At 56.0% G+C, this 21,302-nt stretch carries 17 protein-coding genes; 11 read left to right on the top strand and 6 right to left on the bottom strand.

The features are described 5' to 3' along the window. The first annotated feature begins 49 nt into the window (after positions 1-49). Positions 50-1,873 carry an ABC transporter ATP-binding protein gene (locus CUC55_RS14065; RefSeq protein WP_425352849.1) on the top strand — a complete coding sequence of 608 codons (1,824 nt, stop codon included), beginning with the start codon at positions 50-52 and terminating at the stop codon, positions 1,871-1,873. Positions 1,874-1,898: 25 nt separating this feature from the next. Here the strand turns inward: CUC55_RS14065 and CUC55_RS14060 are convergent, their stop codons facing one another. The 6 genes from CUC55_RS14060 to CUC55_RS14035 form a co-directional block, all read right to left on the bottom strand. Next, positions 1,899-2,969 (bottom strand): ABC transporter ATP-binding protein, encoded by a 1,071-nt coding sequence (locus CUC55_RS14060; protein ID WP_067646521.1) that lies wholly within the window; start codon positions 2,967-2,969, stop codon positions 1,899-1,901. Beyond that, the gene (locus CUC55_RS14055) at positions 2,966-3,793 is read right to left on the bottom strand and encodes a carbohydrate ABC transporter permease (RefSeq protein ID WP_067646518.1); all 828 of its coding nucleotides are present in this window, start codon (positions 3,791-3,793) and stop codon (positions 2,966-2,968) included. Before CUC55_RS14055 ends, CUC55_RS14060 begins: the two co-directional genes overlap by 4 nt. Next, positions 3,790-4,692, bottom strand: a complete 903-nt coding sequence (locus CUC55_RS14050) for a carbohydrate ABC transporter permease (protein WP_103088270.1) — start codon at positions 4,690-4,692, stop codon at positions 3,790-3,792. The genes CUC55_RS14055 and CUC55_RS14050 overlap by 4 nt, the downstream gene beginning before the upstream one ends. Positions 4,693-4,811: 119 nt before the next feature. Continuing rightward, a complete protein-coding gene (locus CUC55_RS14045) occupies positions 4,812-6,047 on the bottom strand; it encodes an ABC transporter substrate-binding protein (protein ID WP_103088269.1) in 1,236 nt (411 codons plus the stop codon). 78 nt (positions 6,048-6,125) lie between these two features. Beyond that, positions 6,126-6,992 carry a sugar phosphate isomerase/epimerase family protein gene (locus CUC55_RS14040; RefSeq protein WP_425352193.1) on the bottom strand — a complete coding sequence of 289 codons (867 nt, stop codon included), beginning with the start codon at positions 6,990-6,992 and terminating at the stop codon, positions 6,126-6,128. A 50-nt stretch (positions 6,993-7,042) separates the two neighbouring features. Further along, the gene (locus CUC55_RS14035; protein ID WP_103088268.1) at positions 7,043-8,077 is read right to left on the bottom strand and encodes a Gfo/Idh/MocA family protein; all 1,035 of its coding nucleotides are present in this window, start codon (positions 8,075-8,077) and stop codon (positions 7,043-7,045) included. 132 nt (positions 8,078-8,209) lie between these two features. Between CUC55_RS14035 and CUC55_RS14030 the strand changes: the two genes are divergently transcribed. From CUC55_RS14030 to CUC55_RS13985, 10 genes are all read left to right on the top strand, one after another. Further along, the gene (locus tag CUC55_RS14030) at positions 8,210-9,226 is read left to right on the top strand and encodes a LacI family DNA-binding transcriptional regulator (RefSeq protein ID WP_067646500.1); all 1,017 of its coding nucleotides are present in this window, start codon (positions 8,210-8,212) and stop codon (positions 9,224-9,226) included. Between the two features lie 254 nt (positions 9,227-9,480). Then, positions 9,481-11,307, top strand: a complete 1,827-nt coding sequence (locus tag CUC55_RS14025) for an ABC transporter ATP-binding protein (protein ID WP_103088267.1) — start codon at positions 9,481-9,483, stop codon at positions 11,305-11,307. A 42-nt stretch (positions 11,308-11,349) separates the two neighbouring features. Further along, on the top strand, positions 11,350-12,882 hold the full coding sequence (locus CUC55_RS14020; RefSeq protein ID WP_103088266.1) for an ABC transporter substrate-binding protein: 1,533 nt from the start codon (positions 11,350-11,352) through the stop codon (positions 12,880-12,882). Between the two features lie 60 nt (positions 12,883-12,942). Next, positions 12,943-13,866 (top strand): ABC transporter permease, encoded by a 924-nt coding sequence (locus tag CUC55_RS14015; protein WP_103088265.1) that lies wholly within the window; start codon positions 12,943-12,945, stop codon positions 13,864-13,866. A 5-nt stretch (positions 13,867-13,871) separates the two neighbouring features. Continuing rightward, positions 13,872-14,720: an ABC transporter permease gene (locus CUC55_RS14010; RefSeq protein WP_067646487.1), complete on the top strand. Its 849-nt coding sequence runs from the start codon at positions 13,872-13,874 to the stop codon at positions 14,718-14,720. Between the two features lie 6 nt (positions 14,721-14,726). Continuing rightward, positions 14,727-16,457, top strand: coding sequence for a M14 family metallopeptidase (locus CUC55_RS14005; protein ID WP_103088264.1), 1,731 nt, complete (start codon positions 14,727-14,729; stop codon positions 16,455-16,457). Positions 16,458-16,803: 346 nt separating this feature from the next. Beyond that, complete coding sequence (locus CUC55_RS14000) at positions 16,804-17,061, top strand: hypothetical protein (protein WP_103088417.1); 258 nt, start codon at positions 16,804-16,806, stop codon at positions 17,059-17,061. 111 nt (positions 17,062-17,172) lie between these two features. Next, positions 17,173-17,832, top strand: coding sequence for an ABC transporter ATP-binding protein (locus CUC55_RS13995; RefSeq protein WP_067646480.1), 660 nt, complete (start codon positions 17,173-17,175; stop codon positions 17,830-17,832). Further along, a complete protein-coding gene (locus CUC55_RS13990; RefSeq protein ID WP_103088263.1) occupies positions 17,829-20,234 on the top strand; it encodes an ABC transporter permease in 2,406 nt (801 codons plus the stop codon). Before CUC55_RS13995 ends, CUC55_RS13990 begins: the two co-directional genes overlap by 4 nt. Beyond that, positions 20,224-21,294: a lipocalin-like domain-containing protein gene (locus tag CUC55_RS13985; protein WP_067646472.1), complete on the top strand. Its 1,071-nt coding sequence runs from the start codon at positions 20,224-20,226 to the stop codon at positions 21,292-21,294. The genes CUC55_RS13990 and CUC55_RS13985 overlap by 11 nt, the downstream gene beginning before the upstream one ends. The last annotated feature ends 8 nt before the right edge of the window (positions 21,295-21,302 follow it).

The raw sequence follows: 21,302 nt of genomic DNA, 5'->3' as shown, positions 1-21,302 counted from the left end.
ACTGAAGACGGATAATAAGGGAACGATCATGACCAATCTTGCTCAGACCATGCCAATCGCGCCGCGAGCCACGGATCCGGTCTTATCGGTCGAAAAGCTGCGGACGTCTTTCATGGTCGATGGCAGTTGGAAGCCTGTCGTTCGCGATATCTCTTTNACGGTTGCCCCCGGTGAGACGGTGGCAATAGTCGGCGAAAGCGGCTCGGGCAAGTCAGTCACGTCGCTTTCGATCATGCGTCTGCTACAGCCCGATACCAGTCGCATCGAAGGCAAGGTAATGTTGGGTGGTCGCAATCTGTTGGCGCTGCCGGAACACGAGATGCGCAAGGTGCGCGGCAATGATGTGGCGATGATCTTTCAGGAGCCGATGACGAGCCTCAATCCGCTTTTTACGATTGGCGACCAGATTTCCGAAGCGCTTTTGTGTCATGCCCCGATGAGCAAAGGCGAGGCGAAAGCGGAGACCATCCGTATTCTCGAAAAGGTGCGTATTCCCTCAGCCGCGTCCCGCTTCGATGAGTATCCGCACCGGTTTTCCGGCGGCATGCGCCAGCGTGTGATGATTGCCATGGCGCTGGCCACCAAACCGAAGCTGCTGATCGCCGACGAGCCGACAACCGCTCTCGACGTAACGATCCAGGGCCAGATTCTCGATCTCATAAAAACCTTGCAGGAAGAGGAGGGCACCTCCGTCCTCTTCATCACCCACGATATGGGCGTCGTCGCAGAAATCGCAGATCGCACCGTTGTCATGTATCAGGGAGAACAGGTGGAAACGGGCGCAACCACCGACATCTTTCATCGCGGCCAGCATCCCTACACGCGGGCGCTGCTATCTGCCGTTCCGGTTCTCGGATCGATGCAGGATTATCAAAGACCGCGCCGCTTTCCAGTCGTTGACGTCACCACCGGTGAGTCGGATGTCCCTGTTGAAGTCGGTGACACCGTGGCGAAAGGCCAGCCACTGTTGCAGGTGAAGAACCTCACCAAGCATTTCGATATCCATTCAGGCCTGTTCGGGTCGGTAACCGGGCGTGTTCATGCGGTGGAAAACGTCTCGTTTGATCTGCACGCGGGCGAAACCCTTTCATTGGTGGGCGAGTCCGGTTGCGGTAAATCGACCACCGGGCGCGCAATCATGCGGTTGATCGAGCCGGGAAGCGGCTCTGTCATGGTCGAAGGCCGCGAAGTGCTGACGATGGATAAAAACGAGATGCGCGAAATGCGCAAATCCGTACAGATGATCTTCCAGGACCCTTTCGCTTCGCTCAACCCACGCATGACGGTGGGTGCTGCCATTGCTGAACCATTCCTTGAGCATAGGATGGGCGACAAGAAAAAGGCGAAAGAGGTGGTCGCCGATATGCTCGTAAAGGTCGGGCTGACACCCGATATGGCCAAGCGCTATCCGCATGAATTCTCTGGCGGTCAGCGCCAGCGTATCTGTATCGCCCGCGCTTTGGCGCTTCAGCCAAAGGTCATCGTGGCGGATGAGAGTGTGTCGGCGCTTGACGTGTCGATCAAGGCGCAGGTCATCAACCTCATGCTGGATTTGCAGCAAAGTCTCGATCTAGCCTTTCTCTTCATCTCCCACGATATGGCCGTGGTCGAGCGCGTCAGCCACCGGGTGGCCGTGATGTACCTGGGGGAAATCGTTGAGATCGGACCGCGTGTGGCCGTATTCGGCAACCCGCAGCATGCCTATACCAAACGCCTGATGTCGGCCGTACCGGTTCCGGACCCCGACAGGCGCAGGTCCAAGAGTGGTTCGGTCACCGAGGAATTGAAAAGCCCGATACGACCGGTCGATTACGAGGCCGCACCGCCGAAATTCCGCGAGGTTTCTCCGGGTCATCTCGTGGCGGAGATTTAGTCTCCGCACATGCCGTATGTCCGCTTTACTCGATCCGCATATTCGTGCTCGCATCGAACAGATGAAGATGCTCCTGTTCGAAATCCAGCCCGACAGTTTGCCCATTTCCGATGAGAACACGGCCATTGACGACCACCACCAGTTCGGGTGTCGTTGCAGTCGTCACATAGGTCGTTGACCCCGTGGATTCGACAAGTCCGACGGGCACCTTGATTGCGCCTTCACCATTCTCCGCGATACTCAGATGCTCGGGCCGCAAGCCGACCACGAGTTCGCGATTGACGGGCAGTGCGCGGTCCAGGCGGATTGTCTGCGGCGCACCGAGGTCGAGAATCAGACTTTTTCCATCCGGTCCTGCCAGCGCCGGAATGAAATTCATCGCCGGTGAGCCGATAAATCCCGCAACGAACCGGTTTACCGGCCGGTCGTAAAGCTCAAGCGGCTGCCCCTGCTGTTCGATAACGCCCTGACGCATCACCACCACATGATCGGCCATCGTCATCGCCTCGATCTGGTCATGCGTAACGTAGACCGATGTAGCACCAAGCCGGTCATGCAGCGCTCTGATCTCTTTGCGCATGTGAACGCGCAACGCGGCATCGAGGTTGGATAAGGGCTCATCGAACAGGAAGGCCTTGGGGTTGCGAATAATCGCCCGGCTCATCGCAACACGTTGTCGCTGTCCACCGGAGAGTTCCCGCGGATAACGATGCAGCAGGTCTGAAAGGCCTGTGATAGCCGCCACATCCTCGGCTGCTTTTCTGGCTTCTGCCTTTTTCGTCCCTCGGATACGCAGGCTGTAGGTGAGGTTTTCCTCGACCGTCATATGCGGATAGAGCGCATAGGACTGAAACACCATCGCCAGATCGCGCTTGCGTGGCGGCACATTGTTCATGCGCTCGCCAGCGATCACAAGATCACCCGCCGAGATTGATTCAAGCCCTGCAAGTGAGCGCAGCAGCGTGGACTTGCCGCATCCTGATGGCCCGACGAGAGCGACGAAAGCGCCTTTGCGGATGGTGAGGTCAATGTCCTTCAACGCATGATAAGCGCCGTAATATTTGTTGACGCCGGACAATTCGATTTGATTGGTCATTTGAGAGCTCCCGATGTGAGGCCGGAAACGATGCGGCGCTGCAATAGGACGAAAATGGCCAGGATCGGGGTCACATACATGGTGGCATAGGCCATGATGTTGTTCCATTCGCTGGTGTTTGGACCCATGAACGAGTTGAGGCCGACGCTTGCGGGCTGGAACTCGACGTTCTGGATCATCGACTTGGAATAGACGAACTCCCCGAATGCCTGCATGAAGATGAGGATGGCGCTGACGAGAATGCCGTTGCGGGCAAGCGGCAGCACGATGTTGAAGAAAGCGCCGATGCGGGAATTGCCGTCGACCAGCGCGGCCTCTTCAAGCTCCATCGGCACCGCCATGAAGGTTGCCCTTACAAGCACGACGAAGAAAGGCATGCTCTTTGCCGCAATGGCCAGAATGACCGCAAAGCGCGGATAGTCCAGCAAGCCGACCTGCGAGAAGCCGACAAAGATCGGCGTGATCATCAAGGACGCGGGCAAAACCTGTAGCATCAGGATGAGGAACAGCCCGATATCCACCCAGCCGTTGCGATAACGCGCCAACACATAGGCGCAGCCGGTGCCGAGAACGGCGATCAGCGCCACCGAGCCGAAGGCAATCAGTGTCGAGTTCCAGAGATAGCGGCCCATGTTCCGGCTTTCCCAGACATAGACAAAGGTGTTCCATTGCGCGGTAGATGGCCAGAAGCTTGGTGGGCTGGCGAACATCTCGGAGCCGGTTTTCAGCGCCGTGATATACATCCAGTAAAGCGGGAACAGATAGATCGCTGCCATGATGATGGCGATCAAGAGCATCATGCGGTTTCGGCCAGTGTCACTCATCCGCGCACCTCATGACGTGTCGAGCGCACATAGACGATAGCGGCAAACATCACGAAGACAGTCATGATGACCGAGATCGTCGCTCCCTTGCCAAAGTCGTATTGCCGGAAGGAAAGGTCCCAAGCCCAATATTGGGCGACATTTGACGAATTGTTCGGTCCTCCATCGGTAATGGCGGCGAACAGATCGAATTGTTGCAAAGTGAAGATCAGTCCCAGCGAAATGATGGCTCCGATTGTAGAACGCATCATCGGCAGCGTGATGGTCCAGAACCGCTGCCAGGCGTTGGCACCATCGAGTTCGGCAGCCTCGTAGAGATCGTCGGGAATTGACGATAGTCCGACGGATAGCAGGATCATGTTGAACGACGTTCCGAGCCAGATATTGGCAAGAATAACAGCCCAGAGGGAGAAGTGAGGATCGGAGCGCCAGAAGATGTTGCTGTCGATCAGGCCGCTCTCGCGCAGGAAGAAATTGAGCACGCCGAAGTCGCCTGAAAGAATCCAGTTCCAGATCGCCCCGACCACCAGACCGGGCATGACCCAGGACACAAGAAACAGACCGCGCAGCCATGATGAGCCGGGAAAGTTCACCCAGAAAAACAGGGCAAGGCCGAAGCCGACGAGAAATTGACCGGCGATGGAGCCGACAACGAAAATGACGGTGTTGTAGAGAATTGGTAGAGTTTCAGGCTGCTTGAAANGATCGATGTAATTCTTGAAGCCGACGAATGGCCTGATGATGCTTCCCAGGCTGAACATGTCCACTTCCTGAAAGCTCATCAGGATATTATAGAGCAAGGGCAAGCCCGCCAGGATAAACAGGAAGGCGAAGGGTACACCGACCAGACCGATGTCGAAGCCGCGTCCATCCGTTATGCTGGAAAATATCCTTTNCATGGAAGCCTCATGTGCGCCGGTGGAGAACTGCCCGACACCGAAGTGTCAAGCAGTTCTCTCCAGGAGGAAAGGTAGATGGCGTGCATGCCATCGGTTTCTTGAAGCAGACGAGGTTGCCCTTAGCCGTCGATCAGCTTGATCTTTNCGGCAGCCTGGTCAAGCGCAGCCTTCGGTTCCATCTGGCCAGTCAACGCTGCCTGAATAGCGTCCTGAATAGCCTTGGAAATCTTCGGCCATTCCGGCGATGGACCACGCGGCTTGGCATATTTCAGCTGTTCCACGAAGGTTTTCAGTGCGGCATCCTTGAGCGCGTTGCCCGTTGGCGGGATCGGCAGATCGGACCGGGCCGGAATCTGGCCGAAATCCTTGTACATGGTAACATCCTTGGAAGCGAAGAACTCGAGCGCTTTGAACGCCTCTTCAGGGTGTTTAGTGCTGGAGAAGATCGCCCAGTTGTAATCGCCCATGGCAGAAGAACGCTCAGCCCCTTGCTGCGGTACCGGCAACAACGCGGTTCCCCAGTCGAACTTGGCATCCGTCAACATGCGGTCGATTTCCCATGGGCCGGAGATGGCCATAGCGGCATTACCCGCATTGAAGGTTGCGGTTGCGTCCCACTGGCTGCGCGTCAACGTGTCGGGAGATGTCATTTTGCCATCCAGCATTTGCTTCCAGATCGTCAGGGCCCGGACGGCACCTTCACTGTTGATGGACTTGTAGGTGGCGCCACCCATCTGTGCCCATGGCAGGAACTGGAATGTACCTTCCTCATTGGCTTTGGCCGAGAATGTAATACCGTAAACATTCTTGGACGGGTCGGTCAGTTTCTTTGCGGTTTCCAGCAATTCATCCCAGGTCTGCGGTGGCTTTTCCGGGTCAAGCCCTGCGGCTTTGAACAGATCCTTGTTGTAATAAAGCGCAATCGTATTCGTGGCTTTCGGCACACCGTAATATTTCCCGTCCCAGGTGGCGGAGGCGAGGGGGCCGGGGAAGTAATTTTCGGGTTTGATCGTGGTTGATTTCGCAATCATGTCTGTCAGGTCGAGAAACGCTTTTCGCGATGCGAACATGGCATGATTGGGATTGTCGATGGTGATGATATCGGGCGCATTGCCGGTCGAATAGGCACGCATGGCTTCGCTCACCACATCATCGAACTGTATCTGGCGATACTCGATCTGGATGCCGTTCCTCTGGGCGTTGAATTCCTTGATGAGATTTGGTGCGGGCTGAATATCGCGGTCAAGCGACCACAGCGTCAGCTTTACGTCTTCTGCCTGTGCGCCGAGCGCAAAGAGCGATGCGCTTGTTGCGAGAGCCGTTGCCACAGCAATCGTGTATGTGCGGATACCCATAGTCTCCTCCTTTGTGGTTATCCAGAATTCTCAAATAGCGCGTCGCGGCCTCCTCCTGCCGCGCCTGCGTTTCTCCACTTACACCGGATCGACGACGAAGCTGCCGCCGCGGGCCTGTTTCAGATGGTTGAGCCCGTGAACCTGCCCCGTCATTTCCAGCGCGTCGCGATAGACCGGGTCATGCCAGCCTTCGATATCGATGGAGCCGGACCAGCCAGCCAGCCGCAGCTCTGAGATGATGTCTGTCCAGTTGCTGTCACCAAAGCCAGGTGTGCGCATGAGCACAAACGGATGTTTACCGAAAATGCCGTGTTCGCGAATGACGTCCCAGCGAATGGTCGCATCCTTGCCGTGAACGTGGAAGATTTTCGAAGCCCATTTGCGGATCTGCGGCAGCGGGTCGATTAGATAGACCATCTGATGGCACGGCTCCCATTCAAGTCCGATATTGTCATCGGGCGTCTCGTTGAACATGAGCTCCCAGGCATCAGGGTTGTGTGCGATGTTCCAGTCGCCAGCCGCCCAGTTGCCGTCCATGGCACAGTTCTCGAAAGCGATCTTCACACCTTTGTCGGCCGCGCGCTTGGCAAGCTCGCTCCATATTTGCTTGTAGCGTGGCAGGCTATCGGTGAGGGGTTTGTTACGGATGCGACCGGTGAAGCCGGCAACGCAGGTAGCACCGAAGTGATGGGCATTGTCGATGCAATCCCTCCAGCCCTGCAAGGTCTGAAGGTCCATATCGGTCTCTTCCAGCGGATTGCCGAACATGCCGATGGTCGAGATCGTGATGTCGCGGTCTCCGATGGCCTCAAGGCAGCGCTTTCCGAGATCGGCGATGTCCTGGCCATTGGTTGTCTGCCAGAAAAACGGCTCGAAACTTTCAAATCCCATGTCTGCAATCTGCGCGATGCGCTCGGCTGCCTGACCCTTGGTGGCGCTGACCATGGTACCGATGCGAATGGATTGTCCCTGTAGGTTGCTCACTGTTTCGGTCCTTATGCTGTGATATCGACGGATTGGCCTGACTTTGCGCTTTCGATAGCGCCAAGCACCATCGCCAGGCTTTTGATATTGTCGTGGCTGACTGTCTCTGGTTCGTGTCCGGTGCGGATGGCATCGAGGAAGTTGGCGATCACGCTGGCGTGGCCATGGGTTTCCTCATCGTTGTCAGGGGGCGGCACCTCGATGTGGGTAACGCCGTGCAGCAGACCGGGTTCGGTTCCTGCTACGGCTGCCCTAAAGGTTTCCTCGCCGTCCCAGGTCAGCATGCCCTTCGAGCCAACGATACGCCACGTGCTTTCCCAACTCGTGCGCTCACCCTCGGCGCACCAGGAACCGCGATAGGTAAAGACAACATCATCTGAAAACTTGAAAATAGCATTGGCCGCCGCGCCATGGGCATACCACGATCCCGCCGGATTGGTTTCCAGACAATAGACCGATAGTGGCGATTTGCCCGATACGAAACGTGCGGCATCGAAGGTATGGATGGCCATGTCGAGAAGCAGGACATTATCCATTTTCTCCCGAAAACCACCGAAATGGGGGGCGAGGAAAAANTCACAATGAATGCCGGTCACCGTGCCGATGACACCGCTTTCGACCAGACGGCGCATGCGGCGCACACCTGAAATAAACCGTCGATTCTGAACAATGGCGTGAACACGGCCTGCATCCTTGGCGGCACGGCGCAAGTCATTCGCTTCGTCCATCGACGTTGCCATCGGCTTTTCGCTCAGCACATGGCAACCGTGCGCCAGACCGGTTTTGACAACGGAATGACGAGCAAGGGGAATGACCACGTCGAAAAGAATGTCGGGCTTCGTATCCGTCAAAACGGATTCCAGATCGGTCCCTATGACAGCATTCTGAATATTGAACTCGGCCGCAATGGCCTCGGCCGTCGCCCGGTCCAGATCGACCAAGCCAACGATCCTGACTGCATCTCGCATCTCCGGTGTGGCCTGAAGAGCTCTCAACCAACCTTTGGCCATGGCTCCGCACCCACACAAAACGGCATTGTATGTCACTGAAATCCTCCTCCTACGGCAACCGAAACTCCTCTTCCGGTTTNCCGTAAACGTTTACGATACTATGGACAGGAGCCTATTTTTGTCAATACTGTTTGTAAAATCGCTTTAGGAACCGTGGAAAGACACTTCATGAAGGGCATCCGCCAACTGGCAGAACATCTTGATATTTCTATTGGTACGGTCTCCCGTGCTTTGAATGGAAAAGCGGATGTGAATGAGGAAACGCGTCGTCGCGTGCTGGAGGCCGCAGCCCGGCTTGGTTACGTGGCCAACCAATCAGGCCGTTCTCTTCGCAAGGGCTCGACTGGTATCATCGGGTTCATGATGCAGACGGGGCCTGAGATCACGGGTCAGGGCGATACGTTTTTCATGAGTGTCTTTGATGGCGTACAGACTGTTTTTGCGCGTCATAAACTCGATCTGGTGGCACTGCTGTGTTCATCTGACGAGGACCCGGACGCTTATCTCCAACGTGTGGTGGCACGGGGTTTTGCCGACGCCATTATTCTTTCTGCAACGCGTCTTCACGATGCGAGATTTGAACTGCTGGCCCGCCACGGCATCCCCTTCATCACATTGGGGCGAAGCCAGACCGATGTCGGTCAGCCATGGATCGATCTGGATTTCGAGGGCATGGCGGAAATCGCGATCGAAAGGCTGGTTGGAAATGGACATAAGCATATCGGTCTCATCTGGCCCTACGGCGATCTCAATCTTAGTCATCTGTTCGTACAGCGGGCGCGGGAGGTTCTTGGCCGACACGGTTTATCCCTCGCGGACCAGCACATTTTCCGCGCAACGCCTAGCGAAACCGGTGGTTATGGCGTGGCCCGCGATATTATGGCCTGCAAAACCCGCCCGACGGCCGTCGTGCTTGTGAACGAAACTCTGGTCACCGGGCTTTATCGCGGGCTTGAAGAAAGTGGCCTGACGCCTGGCAAGGACATCGCCATCGTTGGAAGGCAAAGTTTGCAGGCGCAGTTCCTGCAACCGCGCCTCACCTGTTTCGCGCTGTCACTTCGCGATCTCGGCATCGGTCTTGCAGAAACTCTGCTGTCGGTGATGCCAGAATACCAGTCGCATTATCCCGATGCCACCAAACGCAAGGTCTGGCCAATGGAGCTTATCGAAGGGAAGAGCGGTTAGGGCGGTTCGTCCGGTCAGAAGACTGACATTGCTGGATGAATACGCAAATGCATATTTGTTAGGCAATGATAGAATATTGTTCAACAGTATGGACATGATTGTCCTACTTTGGTAGCGTCTACATTAGCAAGTCAGACCCTGTTTCGCTGGCGTTGGGACAATGGGCGTGAGCGTGATTTTCGTCTCGCATTTCCATCCGCAACGACGAGGGCAGCTCTGAATGAGACCGCGCAAGCGACGCCGGAGACGCATAGATGACGAACGCAGCAGACAAACTCACGCCGCTCCTTTCGGTTGAGGGATTGAGTGTAGAATTTGGCGCTAGTCGGGTCGTCGATGATCTCTCGTTTACAGTCGCTGCTGGCAAGACCGTCGCAATTGTTGGTGAGTCCGGGTCCGGGAAGTCCATCACATCGCTGTCGACCATGCGCCTGGCGGATATGATGGGGGCAAGATTTCCAACCGGACGCATCATGTTCGGCGCAAAGAATCTGCTCGAAGTCTCGCAAAAAGACATGCGCTCCATTCGTGGCAAAGACATTGCCATGATTTTTCAGGAGCCGATGACCTCACTCAATCCTGTTTTCACCGTCGGTGATCAGATTTGCGAGGTATTGATCCTACACGAGAAAATGGGCAAGGCAGCGGCCTCGGCAGAAGCGCGCAGGCTTCTTGATATGGTGCGCCTGCCGGATTCGGCAGCACTTCTTGATCGCTATCCTCATCAACTGTCAGGTGGAATGCGCCAACGCGTCATGATTGCCATGGCGCTGGCCTGCCGACCTAAGCTTCTCATCGCAGACGAACCGACGACCGCTCTCGACGTCACCATTCAGGCGCAAATTCTCAACATCATGCGCGACCTGCAAAAAGACCTCGGTATGGCCATGGTTTNCATCACCCATGACATGGGTGTCGTCGCTGAAATGGCCGATGATGTCGTCGTTATGTGGAAAGGTAAAAAGGTCGAGGATGGCCCGGTTGGGCAAATCTTTGCCAACCCGCAGCATCCCTACACCCGCATGCTTTTGTCGGCCGTGCCGCGGCTGGGCAGCATGACGGGGGAGGACTTTCCCAAGCGCACGCCTCTTACCGTGCTGGAAGATGGAAAGCCCAGGATCGTCGGGGAAGAGCGAATACAGGACACCGCGAAATACGATGAAAAGCCGCTTTTGGCGGTGAAAGATTTGCTCGTTCGTTTNGATGTGAAGAAGAACCTGTTCGGCAAGGCGACCCATCGCCTCAGCGCCGTCCAGAACGTCAGTTTCGATATACATCCGGGTGAGACTCTCGCGCTGGTCGGCGAATCCGGCTCCGGTAAGTCGACCATTGGCCGCACCATCCAGCAGCTTCAGACATCCATGGGCGGCGAGATCGCCTTCGCCGGGCGCACCTATTCATCCATGTCTGCAGCGGAACGTTTTCGCATGCGACAGGACGTGCAGTACATCTTCCAAGATCCCTTTGCCTCACTTGATCCGCGCAAGACTGTCGGTTTTTCGATTGCCGAGCCGATCAACACCCACAGCTTGATCTCTGGCGGCAAGGCGGTTCGCCGGAGAGTCGATGAGCTACTTGAACGCGTGGGCCTGAGTTCCGCTGTAGCCGAGCGCTATCCGCATGAGTTTNCCGGGGGGCAGCGCCAGCGTGTCTGTATTGCGCGTGCACTGGCGTCAGATCCGAAGCTCATCATCGCCGACGAGGCGCTGTCGGCGCTCGACGTCTCCATTCAGGCGCAAATCATAAACCTGTTCATGGATTTGCAGGCCGAGCGCGGTCTAGCTTATCTCTTCATCAGCCATGACATGGCTGTGGTTGAAAAGATCAGCCACCGCGTGGCCGTTCTCTATCTCGGCCAGATCATGGAATTGGGCAGTCGTCGGCAGGTCTTCGAAACGCCGACGCATGATTACACACGCCGGTTGCTGTCCGCAGTCCCGGTCGCCGATCCTGCTGCCGTCAGGCACACAGCGATGATCGAGGGTGAAATACCCAATCCGGTTCGTCGCGTTGGCGATGAGCCAGCCATTCTCGTTCACGAGGAAATCAATCCAGGCCACTTTGTTGCAAAAAGGGCCTGAAAAANCCGCGAAAAATCGCATCTATCTGAGAGGAACAGATCAATGAATAGAATAAATAAGGGGCTGACGGCCTTCGTAGCGCTTGCTTTTTCGAGCGTGGCCTTTTCTGCAACACCTGTACTGGCTGCGGGAAAGATGACCATTTCCACCCCGCAGGACCCTGGCAGCTGGGACCCTATCGATACGTTTCTGGTTCAGTGGGCTGCTGTTGCCACCAACATCTTTGACGGCCTGACCTATCGCGGTCCTGATCTGAAGCTCGTACCGGGCCTTGCTGAATCCTGGGAAGAGCTGGATCAAGGCAAGCGCATCCGCTTCAAGCTTCGCCAGAACGTCAAGTTCCACAATGGCGAGCCATTCAACGCCGAAGCCGTCAAGTTCACCTTCGATCGCCTGCTGGGCGAACAGGGTGCGAAGGGTCCGCAACGTTCCAATTATACGGCCATTGAAAGCGTCGAAATCGTTGATGAAAACACCGTGGACATGAAGCTGAAGGCTCCTGATCCCGTTCTTCTGACCAAGCTTGCTGGCTACGGTGCCATGATCGTGCCGCCGAAATACATCCAGGAAAAGGGCGAAGACAACTTCAACACCAATCCCGTCGGCACGGGTGCATTCAAGTTCGTGTCCTATGCGCCGAAAGTGAATATCAAGCTCGAAGCCAATGCGGATTATTGGGGCGGCGCACCGAAGCTTTCCGAACTCGATTACCGTTTTATCTCTGAGCCAGCGACAGCCGTTGCCGAGCTTCAGGCTGGCCGCGTCGATCTCGTGATTCCGCCGACCATCCCCATTGGTATGTTGCCGGTCATTCAGGGCGACTCCAATCTGGAAATCGTCAGCGTTCCCGGCCCGACCGTCGATGCCCTTCGTTTCAATACGCGTGATGGCATCACTGCCGACCCGAAGGTTCGCAAAGCCATCATCATGGCGGTTGATCGTGCCACAATCGTCAAGTCGATCCTTGCGGGGCAGGGGTCCGAAATCGCAAGCTTCCAGGGCGCGCTCTCCTTCGGTTACGATCCCGAGTTGAAGCCGCTTCCTTACGATCCGGAAGGCGCAAAGAAGCTTCTGGCGGAAGCTGGCGTGAAGGCGGGCGCGACGATCCAGATCGATATTCGTGGCAATGACGCGACGATGAACGAGGTCACACAGGTCATCGCCAGCTATCTGCAAATGGTCGGCATCACCGCCACCATCAAGCCTTACGAAACCAACGTTCTACTGAACGATATCATTCCGCAGGGCAAGACCGGCGCGATGTTCCAGCAGAAGTGGGGTGGCTGGACCTTCGATTACGATAACACCGCCTATTCCATGTACCACTCCGGTGAAAAGTGGAACCCTTACGAAAAGGACGCTGCGCTGGACAAGCTGCTGGAATCCCAGCGGCCGCTGACGGACCGCGCGGAGCGTGAGCGCATCCTGAAGGAAATAGGCAAAGCGACTGCCGAAAANGCTCTTGAGCTTCCGCTCTACAATAGCAACGCGATTTATGGCGTCAGCAAGAAGGTCAAGGGCTTCGTCGCTCCACCGGATAACCGCCTGAAACTGACCGACGTCACCGTCGAATAATCATTGTTTGACGCCGCTCCTTCGGGGCGGCGTCACCATCCCCATTGCAAGGAAAAGAACGTGGCCGGTTTCCTCATCAAGCGATTGTTGCAGGCGTTATTCGTCGTCATCGCCATCACGCTGCTCGTCTCATTTGCCATTCGCCTGACCGGCGACCCTGCTGTCACGATGTTTCAGGGTGGTGGCAGCATGACGGAAGAGGATCTGATGCGCATCCGTGTGGCACTCGGCACGGATCAACCGTTCTTCGTGCAATACATGAACTTCCTGAAAGGCCTTGTGACACTGGACCTTGGCAAANGCTTCATTGGCGGTACGCCTGTCTCGCGCTTGATCGGAGATGCCTTACCGGCAACGCTGATGCTCGCGTTCATTTCCATGATTGTTTCGATTGCTCTGTCCATCCCGCTCGGCATCAAAGCCGCGACCTCGAAGGGTAAGGGCGTCGATCAGGCCATACGGATTTTTTCGCTTCTCGGCCTGTCATTTCCGAATTTCTGGCTTGCGTTGATGCTCGTGCTGCTGTTCTCAATCACGCTTGGCTGGCTGCCACCGAGTGGCATGGGTGGCTTTGCGAGTTACATCATGCCGGCGGTCACGATGGGTGTCATTCTCACCGCCACCAACGTCAGGCTCGTTCGCACGGCTATGCTCGACACGCTGCAATCGCAGTACATCATGGTCGCCCGCGCCAAGGGGCTAAGCGAAAGCAAGGTTCTTTACAAACACGCGCTGCGCAATTGTGCGATCCCGCTCATCACCTATTTCGGATTGCAGTTCGGCGGATTGCTGGGTGGCATCGTCGTTATTGAGCGGGTGTTCAACTGGCCGGGTATGGGCTCTCTGGCATTCGATGCCGTCGGCGCGCGCGATTATCCTGTGCTGCAAGCCGTCATTACCGTGCTGTCGCTGATGATCGTCGGCATCAACCTTCTGGTCGATATCGCCTACGGGCTGGTCGATCCCCGTATCCGCACGGAGTAATCGACATGGCAACCAAAACCTCCCGCCTTTCGCGGTTCTACAGCCTTGAATTCGTGCTTGGTGCGACATTGACCGTGGTCATCTGCGCTGCCGTGCTTCTGTCTGACGTGCTTTTCCCCGGCGGTGCCGAGAAGATCGATCTGATGGCACGTCTTGCCAAGCCCTTCGCGAGTGCCGCGCATCCCTTCGGCACCGACCCACTTGGCCGGGATGTTCTGGCGCGCGTCGTGGCAGGTGGCAAGATTTCGCTGCTGGTCGGCTTCACATCCGTCATCGGCGCCGTCATTTTCGGTGTGCTGATGGGTTTGATTGCAGGCTACTACCGCGGCTTTTGGGATATGGTCGTCATGCGCTTTGCCGATATCCAGCTTGCCATGCCCTTTATTCTTCTGGCTATCACGTTCATTGCCATTGTCGGCGGTAGCCAGACCAACACCATCATATTGCTGATCGTTTCGCAGTGGGTGCAATATGCGCGACTCGTTCGCGGTTCGGTTCTAACACTGCGTGAGCGGGAGTTCATCCTGTCTGCACGCGCGATCGGCGTCAAAGACTGGCGTATCATAGCCCAGCATCTGCTGCCAAACCTCATAGGCCCGGTCATCGTTTTGATGACGCTGAATGTCGCAAACAACATCTTGCTGGAAAGCAGCCTGACATTCCTCGGCATGGGCGTGGACCCGACAATTCCAAGCTGGGGCGGTATGCTGGCAGATGGGCGCACTTATTTGCAAATCGCATGGTGGGTCAGTGTATTCCCCGGTCTGGCAATCCTGCTAACGGTGCTTGGCCTCAATCTTCTCGGCGACTGGCTGCGCGATAGTCTTGACCCGACTGGAAGAACTTCAAGGTAAACTAGAATGACAGAGATTTTCAGCCAGACTTTTGAGCGCACTCTCGATGAGTTGTTAAGGCAGGCAGTGCCTGGTCAGTCTCTCGAAGCATGGACGTTCGATGATTTGAAANGCCGTCGTGATTACGAGCAACGCTTGGCAGAAAAAGGTGTTACGGCACGCATACGCAGTGCATATAAACCTCTGCTCCACGCCTTCCTGGAAGAGATCGACCTGACGGGCCTCGAGCGCGTTCAAATCAGCTACCCCGTTCACGCTGCGGCACCTGCAAACCGGTTCCGGCTGGAAGCTTATCCGCTGGCGGCGCTGGTCGGGAACGCCAGAATCGATTTCATCCCACGTGACGACGGTGGTTTTTNCTACGACGTGGTTCTGAACCGTGTTGAGGGAGCCGAGACGGTGAGGGTGTTGGCGCCCAATCGCGTTCATGTCGACGTCGTCGGAGAAACGAATGTTTCGCTAACCGGTTGGTTGCGCGGCGAAGGGGACGAGGCCGGGGAACGGCTGGAAACGGACTATGAGCGTCTGTTTGAAACGGCAATCGATGCAGTCGCAAAGCATGATTGGGGAAATGATGAGCCCTATTTCGAAGAGTTGAACATTCGTGTTCTCTTTCCGTCTGAAGATTTGTCACTCGCTGTCGGCGATGAGGTCGTCAGCTTGCGTGAAGCCTTGCATGAGGATTTCTACTTTTCGCTCCTCGAATTCTTCCAGAAGAAGTCTGGTCGCCCGCTGGGTGATCGCGGCTTGAGGCCCGGCCAGATCGTCCCTGAAATTATCAAGAGTGATGCGGAAATTTCGGTTCGTATTGAAACCCGGCCACTCGGTACGACATTTCTGGATGGTGCTGATCAGGCACTCGACATGGCCACCGCACCGCTTGCGGCGGACCAGATTTCAAAACTGCTGATCGAGGTCGGTGGCGAGGGGTTCATCGCACACGCCCGTTCAGGTAGGCAGGTTTCGGCACGCTATCTTAAGGGAAGCGACGCTGCTGTGATGATCAGCGGTGGACAACATCCCAATGAAACGACGGGCATTGTCGGCGCGCTTCGTGCGGCTCGCGCATTGCAAGCGAAGACGGGTGCTCATTTCACCATTTCGCCGCTTGAAAACCCGGATGGTTATGCCATTCATCAGCGTCTTCGTATCGACAACCCAAGACACATGCATCATGCCGCCCGTTATACCGCGTTAGGCGACGATCTCGAATACCGCACAGTCGAGAATTCGGGAGCGCATCTCAACGAGAAGGCAATCCGTTTCGATGCACAGGAACTGAGCGGCGCCACCCTGCACGTAAACCTCCACGGCTATCCATCACACGAATGGACCCGCCCGCTCTCCGGTTATGTGCCGCGCAATTTCGCAATGTGGACACTACCAAAAGGCTTCTTCTTGGTCGTACGGCACCATGCCGGATGGGCTGAGCAAGCCGAAACATTGCTCGACAAAGTCACCCGCCATCTGGGCAGCATTCCCGGCCTATTGGATTATAATGACCGACAGATAGCGCTCTATGAAATCCACGCTGGTGAAACCGGCTTCCGCCTCATCAACGGCTTCCCCTGCCTTTCATCGATCGATGATCGACATACCGTGCCGATGACGCTGATAACCGAGTATCCGGACGAAACCATCTATGGCGATGATTTCATTACAGGGCACACGGCCCAGATGCAGACGGTGATGGCAGCTTACGAGGCATGGCAGGATATTGCGGTGGCAAGCTCCTGAGTAAGGGAGTAAATTGTGCTGACATCCCATTCGTCCGGTTCAATTTTTCTATGTCCTAGACCGTATCATTAAATCTTTTTCAGCCGGCGTATCTCTGGCGGTATTGCGTTTTGCGCGAAATTTGCATTGAGAGATCATATAGAAGCCGGATGCGTACGAACTAAGTCGACTCGTATTCCAAAGCTAACAAAAATTATATTTATATAAAANTAATAGAGGTTTNAGATATATTTTATATGGTTGATGACATAATTTGAGTCGTGCGGCGGCTAGCCAGAACATCGCTATCTTCGGGTTGCAAGGAACATCTGTCTCCTGGTCACGTTTTCCAACGCTTACAATGGAGATGAAANTGGCAATTACCTATCACGTTGGCGAACACGATGGCGGTTATGCGTACCGGCTTGGCGATGTCTGGTCCGAGACGTTTCCCGATCACGATACCGCGCTCAAAGCGGCCAAGGATGCGGCGCGTCGTCAGCAGATTGGTGGGGAAGAACTTGATATCTCCTTTCAACTGGCGGACGGCCAATGGCTAACGCAGCACGTACGCGGTGGTGATCGGCCCCAAACAGACGTGGTTGATGATACATTAGCAGAATAGCGTTCCAGGAATTTTATGGGTTTTACCGGAGCGTTTCATACAATTGTCCGCGCATCCGGTGGCATCAGTCACAGCTTGCCGATCGATGTGTAGAGTGCGAAACTGGACCTGATGCTGATATCCCTTTCCAACATAGCCAAGTCTTACACTACACCGGAGGGACAGGTCGAAGTCTTGAAGGACATCGACCTGTCTGTAACGAGTGGCCAGAGTGTTGCTTTGACGGGCGAGTCGGGTAGCGGAAAAAGCACGCTTCTCCATCTCGCAGGTGGTCTCGACAGGCCGGACCGTGGTCGCATTCTGATGAACGACCGCGATATCACCGCTCTGGATGAGCTCGGGCGCGCGGAATATCGGCGCACCGAGGTGGGATTAATTTTTCAGCAATTCAACCTTATTCCCTCACTGGATGTGGCAGCCAATGTTGCATTTCACGCAAAACTCGCTGGTCGGTTCGATGCTGCCTGGCAAAGAGAGTTGATCGGGCAACTTGGTCTCGACGCACTGACGCACAGATATCCCGAGCAGTTGTCAGGCGGGCAGCAGCAACGTGTTGCCATCGCTCGGACGCTGGCAGCAACGCCGCCGCTCGTATTGGCAGATGAGCCTACCGGTAATCTGGATGAGTCCACGGGTGATGCTGTGCTTGATCTGATGTTGTCGCTAAGCCGAACTGCGGGCTGCGCACTTCTGCTGGTCACGCATTCCATGCGGCTCGCGGATAAGCTGGATCGTAAGGTCCTTTTGCGCAACGGAAAAATCGTCGCATGAACAGGGCGACTTTTCTCGTCCTGATTTCCTACTGGCGATATCGCCNGCTTCAGCTTGTAACATTGGTCCTTGGCATCGCTCTGGCGACTGCCTTGTGGTCCGGCGTTCAGGCTATCAATGCCGAAGCGCGGGCAAGTTATGCGCGCTCCGCTGCCATTCTGGAACAAAGCGGCCTTTCACAACTCGTCGCGAAAAATGGTGATGGAATACCGCTGGCGAGCTTCGCCAGACTGCGACGCGCCGGGTGGAATGTTTCACCGGTGATTGAGGGCGATCACCGTTTCGGTTCGGTCCGCATCAGGCTTGTCGGGATTGATCTCCTGTCCATGCCCAGTGAAGGCCGAGTGGTGACGATTTCAGGTTCGTCCGAGCTGGTGGATTTTATCGGCGGGACGAATCTGCTTGTCGTCTCACCAGCCACAGCGACTCGTCTGGCCGGTGTGGACGGAATACGATTGAAAATTTCAGATGATATTCCGGATGGTGCTGCATTTGCAGATATCGGTGTTGCGGATCGATTGCTGGAGAAAAACGGAGTTCTCAGCAGACTTGTGATAGCGTCCACACAAAGGCAAGGCCTGTCATCGCTGGAAACGATTGCGCCTGAACTCCAGTTGGTAACCACAGAACGGCCAGATATGGCGCGGCTCACGGACAGTTTCCACCTTAATCTGACGGCCTTCGGTTTCCTCGCATTTATCGTCGGCCTGTTCATCGTCTACTCTGCAACGGGCCTTTCGTTCGAGCAGCGCCGAGCCACATTCCGCACTGTGCGCTGTCTAGGTGTTTCACTGCGGGCGCTGACGATAATGTTGGTCGTTGAAATCATGGCTCTTGCTTTCATCTCCGGCGTCATCGGCGTGGTCCTCGGCTACGTCATGGCATCGATGCTGCTGCCGGGTGTTGCGGCGACGCTCCGTGGGCTTTACGGCGCAGAGGTCACAGGCAGCCTGTCTCTCAGGCCACAATGGTGGCTGGCCGGAATGAGTATGGCGTTGGCGGGAACAGCAATATCTTCGGCGCAGAGCCTCTGGCGGGTACGTCAGATGCCCATTCTGGCTGGCGCTCAACCCNAGGCCTGGGCACTGGCATCGAAAACAGGATTGAAGGTTCAGTCTCTTGCCGGGGCCGCGCTGTTGATTATGTCCGTTGCTCTGGCTCTGGCAGGTACTGGTCTGGTGTCCGGCTTCATCGTGTTGGGCACTCTTCTGCTCGGTTTTGCCCTTCTGCTTCCAGCCGTCCTGTCCACAATTCTGCGTCTCGCTGAGCGGCGGGCGGGAGGCGCCATGACGGAATGGTTCTGGGCGGATACGCGGCTGCAATTGCCCGGGCTGTCGCTCGCGCTCATGGCCCTTCTTCTGGCGTTATCGGCCAATGTCGGGGTCGGCACGATGGTGTCGAGTTTCCGCACCACCTTCGTTGGTTGGCTCGATCAGCGCCTGGTTGCGGAACTCTACGTCACCGCGCGTGACGAGACGGAAGCTGCCCGGCTCCGGCAATGGTTGCCCTCCCACGCTGATGCCGTGCTGCCAATCTGGAGTACGCAGGGTAATATCCTGGGAAACGAACTGCAGATCACAGGTGTGGCCGATCATTCGACCTACCGGGATCATTGGCCACTCATAGAACGGTCGCCCGACACCTGGGATATGGTCGCGCAGGGGCGAGGTGCTTTGATCAACGAGCAGCTATGGCGCGAAAAAGGCGTCCAACTCGGCCAGAACATCACATTGCCCGATGGATGGATGGTTACCGTATCAGGCGTTTACTCCGATTATGGAAATCCAAANGGACAGGTGATGGTTGGCGCGGATGCCCTTCTCCGTCATTATCCCGACATTCCTAAACTTAGATATGGAGTGCGCGTGGACCCACGGCGAGCACCAGAGCTCAAACGTCAGATCGTGGAAGAACTGGCTATTCCGGCAAGCAATGTCGTGGATCAGGCTTCCATCAAGCAACAATCACGCGCCGTGTTCGAGCAGACTTTCACCGTCACTGCCGCCCTGAATGTGCTCACCCTTGCTGTGGCAGGCTTTGCAATGTTCGCCAGCCTTTTGACCCTTTCCGGTATCAGGCTGCCGCAGCTTGCCCCCGTGTGGGCCATGGGTATACGTCGCAGAAATCTTGCTTTGATGGAGATTTTGAGAACGCTCGCTCTCTGGTTCCTGACCTTCGTCTTTGCCGTTCCAGTCGGGCTTGCGCTCGCCTGGGTGTTGCTTGTCATCGTCAATGTTGAGGCCTTCGGTTGGAGATTGCCGATGATGATCTTCCCTAGTGACTGGTTGAGACTTGGCGCAATAGCGCTGGTCGCGGCGACACTTTCCGTTTTGCTGCCTGTCATCAGGCTGGCGACGATCAATCCCTCCGACTTGCTTCGGGTATTTGCCAATGAACGCTAGGCACTTCGCTTCTCTCGCTCTGTTATCGATGCTGATCTGTCTTCCCGGCGGCGTTCGGGCTCAGGGATTTGCAGGTCTGGGGTCGGATGCCGAAGGGTTTCAGATACCCAAACGCGGCACGATGCTGTCCTTTCCCCGGGACCATGGACCGCACTCCGATTTCAGGATTGAGTGGTGGTACGTCACTGCAAATCTTCAAACGGAGGATGGCACCCCTTTGGGTGCTCAATGGACCCTGTTTCGTTCGGCGCTTGCGCCGGGTGAAGAAAGCGGCTGGTCCAGCCGACAGATATGGCTGGGACATGCGGCGATCACAACTGCACAGCATCATTACGTAGCGGAACGGCTGGCTAGAGGCGGGGTGGGGCAGGCTGGCGTTACCGCCAGCCCTTTCGAAGCATGGGTCGATGATTGGCGCATGACGTCCTTGCCACCCGATAGAGGAGACCAACTGGATAATGTCGAGCTGGGCGCTAGCGGCCAGGACTTCGGCTATCAGTTGAATCTATCCGCTAGCGGGCCGCTGGTCTTGCAGGGTGATCGTGGATATTCGGTGAAATCATTGGCGGGGCAGGCGAGTTATTACTATTCCCAGCCGTTTTATAAGGTGAGCGGAACGGTCACCATGGGCGGGGCACCGGTCAAGGTCAGCGGTAAAGCCTGGCTTGATAGGGAATGGTCTTCGCAGCCGCTCGCGTCAGATCAGACGGGCTGGGACTGGTTTTCACTGCATCTTGCCTCTGGAGAAAAGCTAATGGCTTTTCGCCTCCGAGACAGCGGCGGAGGCTATATCTCGGCAAACTGGATATCGAACGACGGAAAAACGACGCCGCTCTCTGGAGATGACGTCTCTCTTGAGCCGTTGCGACAAGCAAAGGTCGATGGCAAAGACATACCTGTAACCTGGCGAGTTCGAATTCCCAGCAAGGGGCTGGATATCACCACCAATGCGCTGAATGATCAGGCATGGATGGCGACCTCCACATCCTATTGGGAGGGGCCGATCTCCTTCACAGGAAGCACCACCGGCGTTGGCTATCTGGAAATGACCGGATATTGAAAACGCAC

This window comes from Agrobacterium bohemicum (genome assembly GCF_002896715.1).
GTDB lineage: Bacteria > Pseudomonadota > Alphaproteobacteria > Rhizobiales > Rhizobiaceae > Agrobacterium > Agrobacterium bohemicum.
Note: the sequence above shows the minus strand (reverse complement) of the source record. Positions and strands in the feature narration are given on the sequence as shown.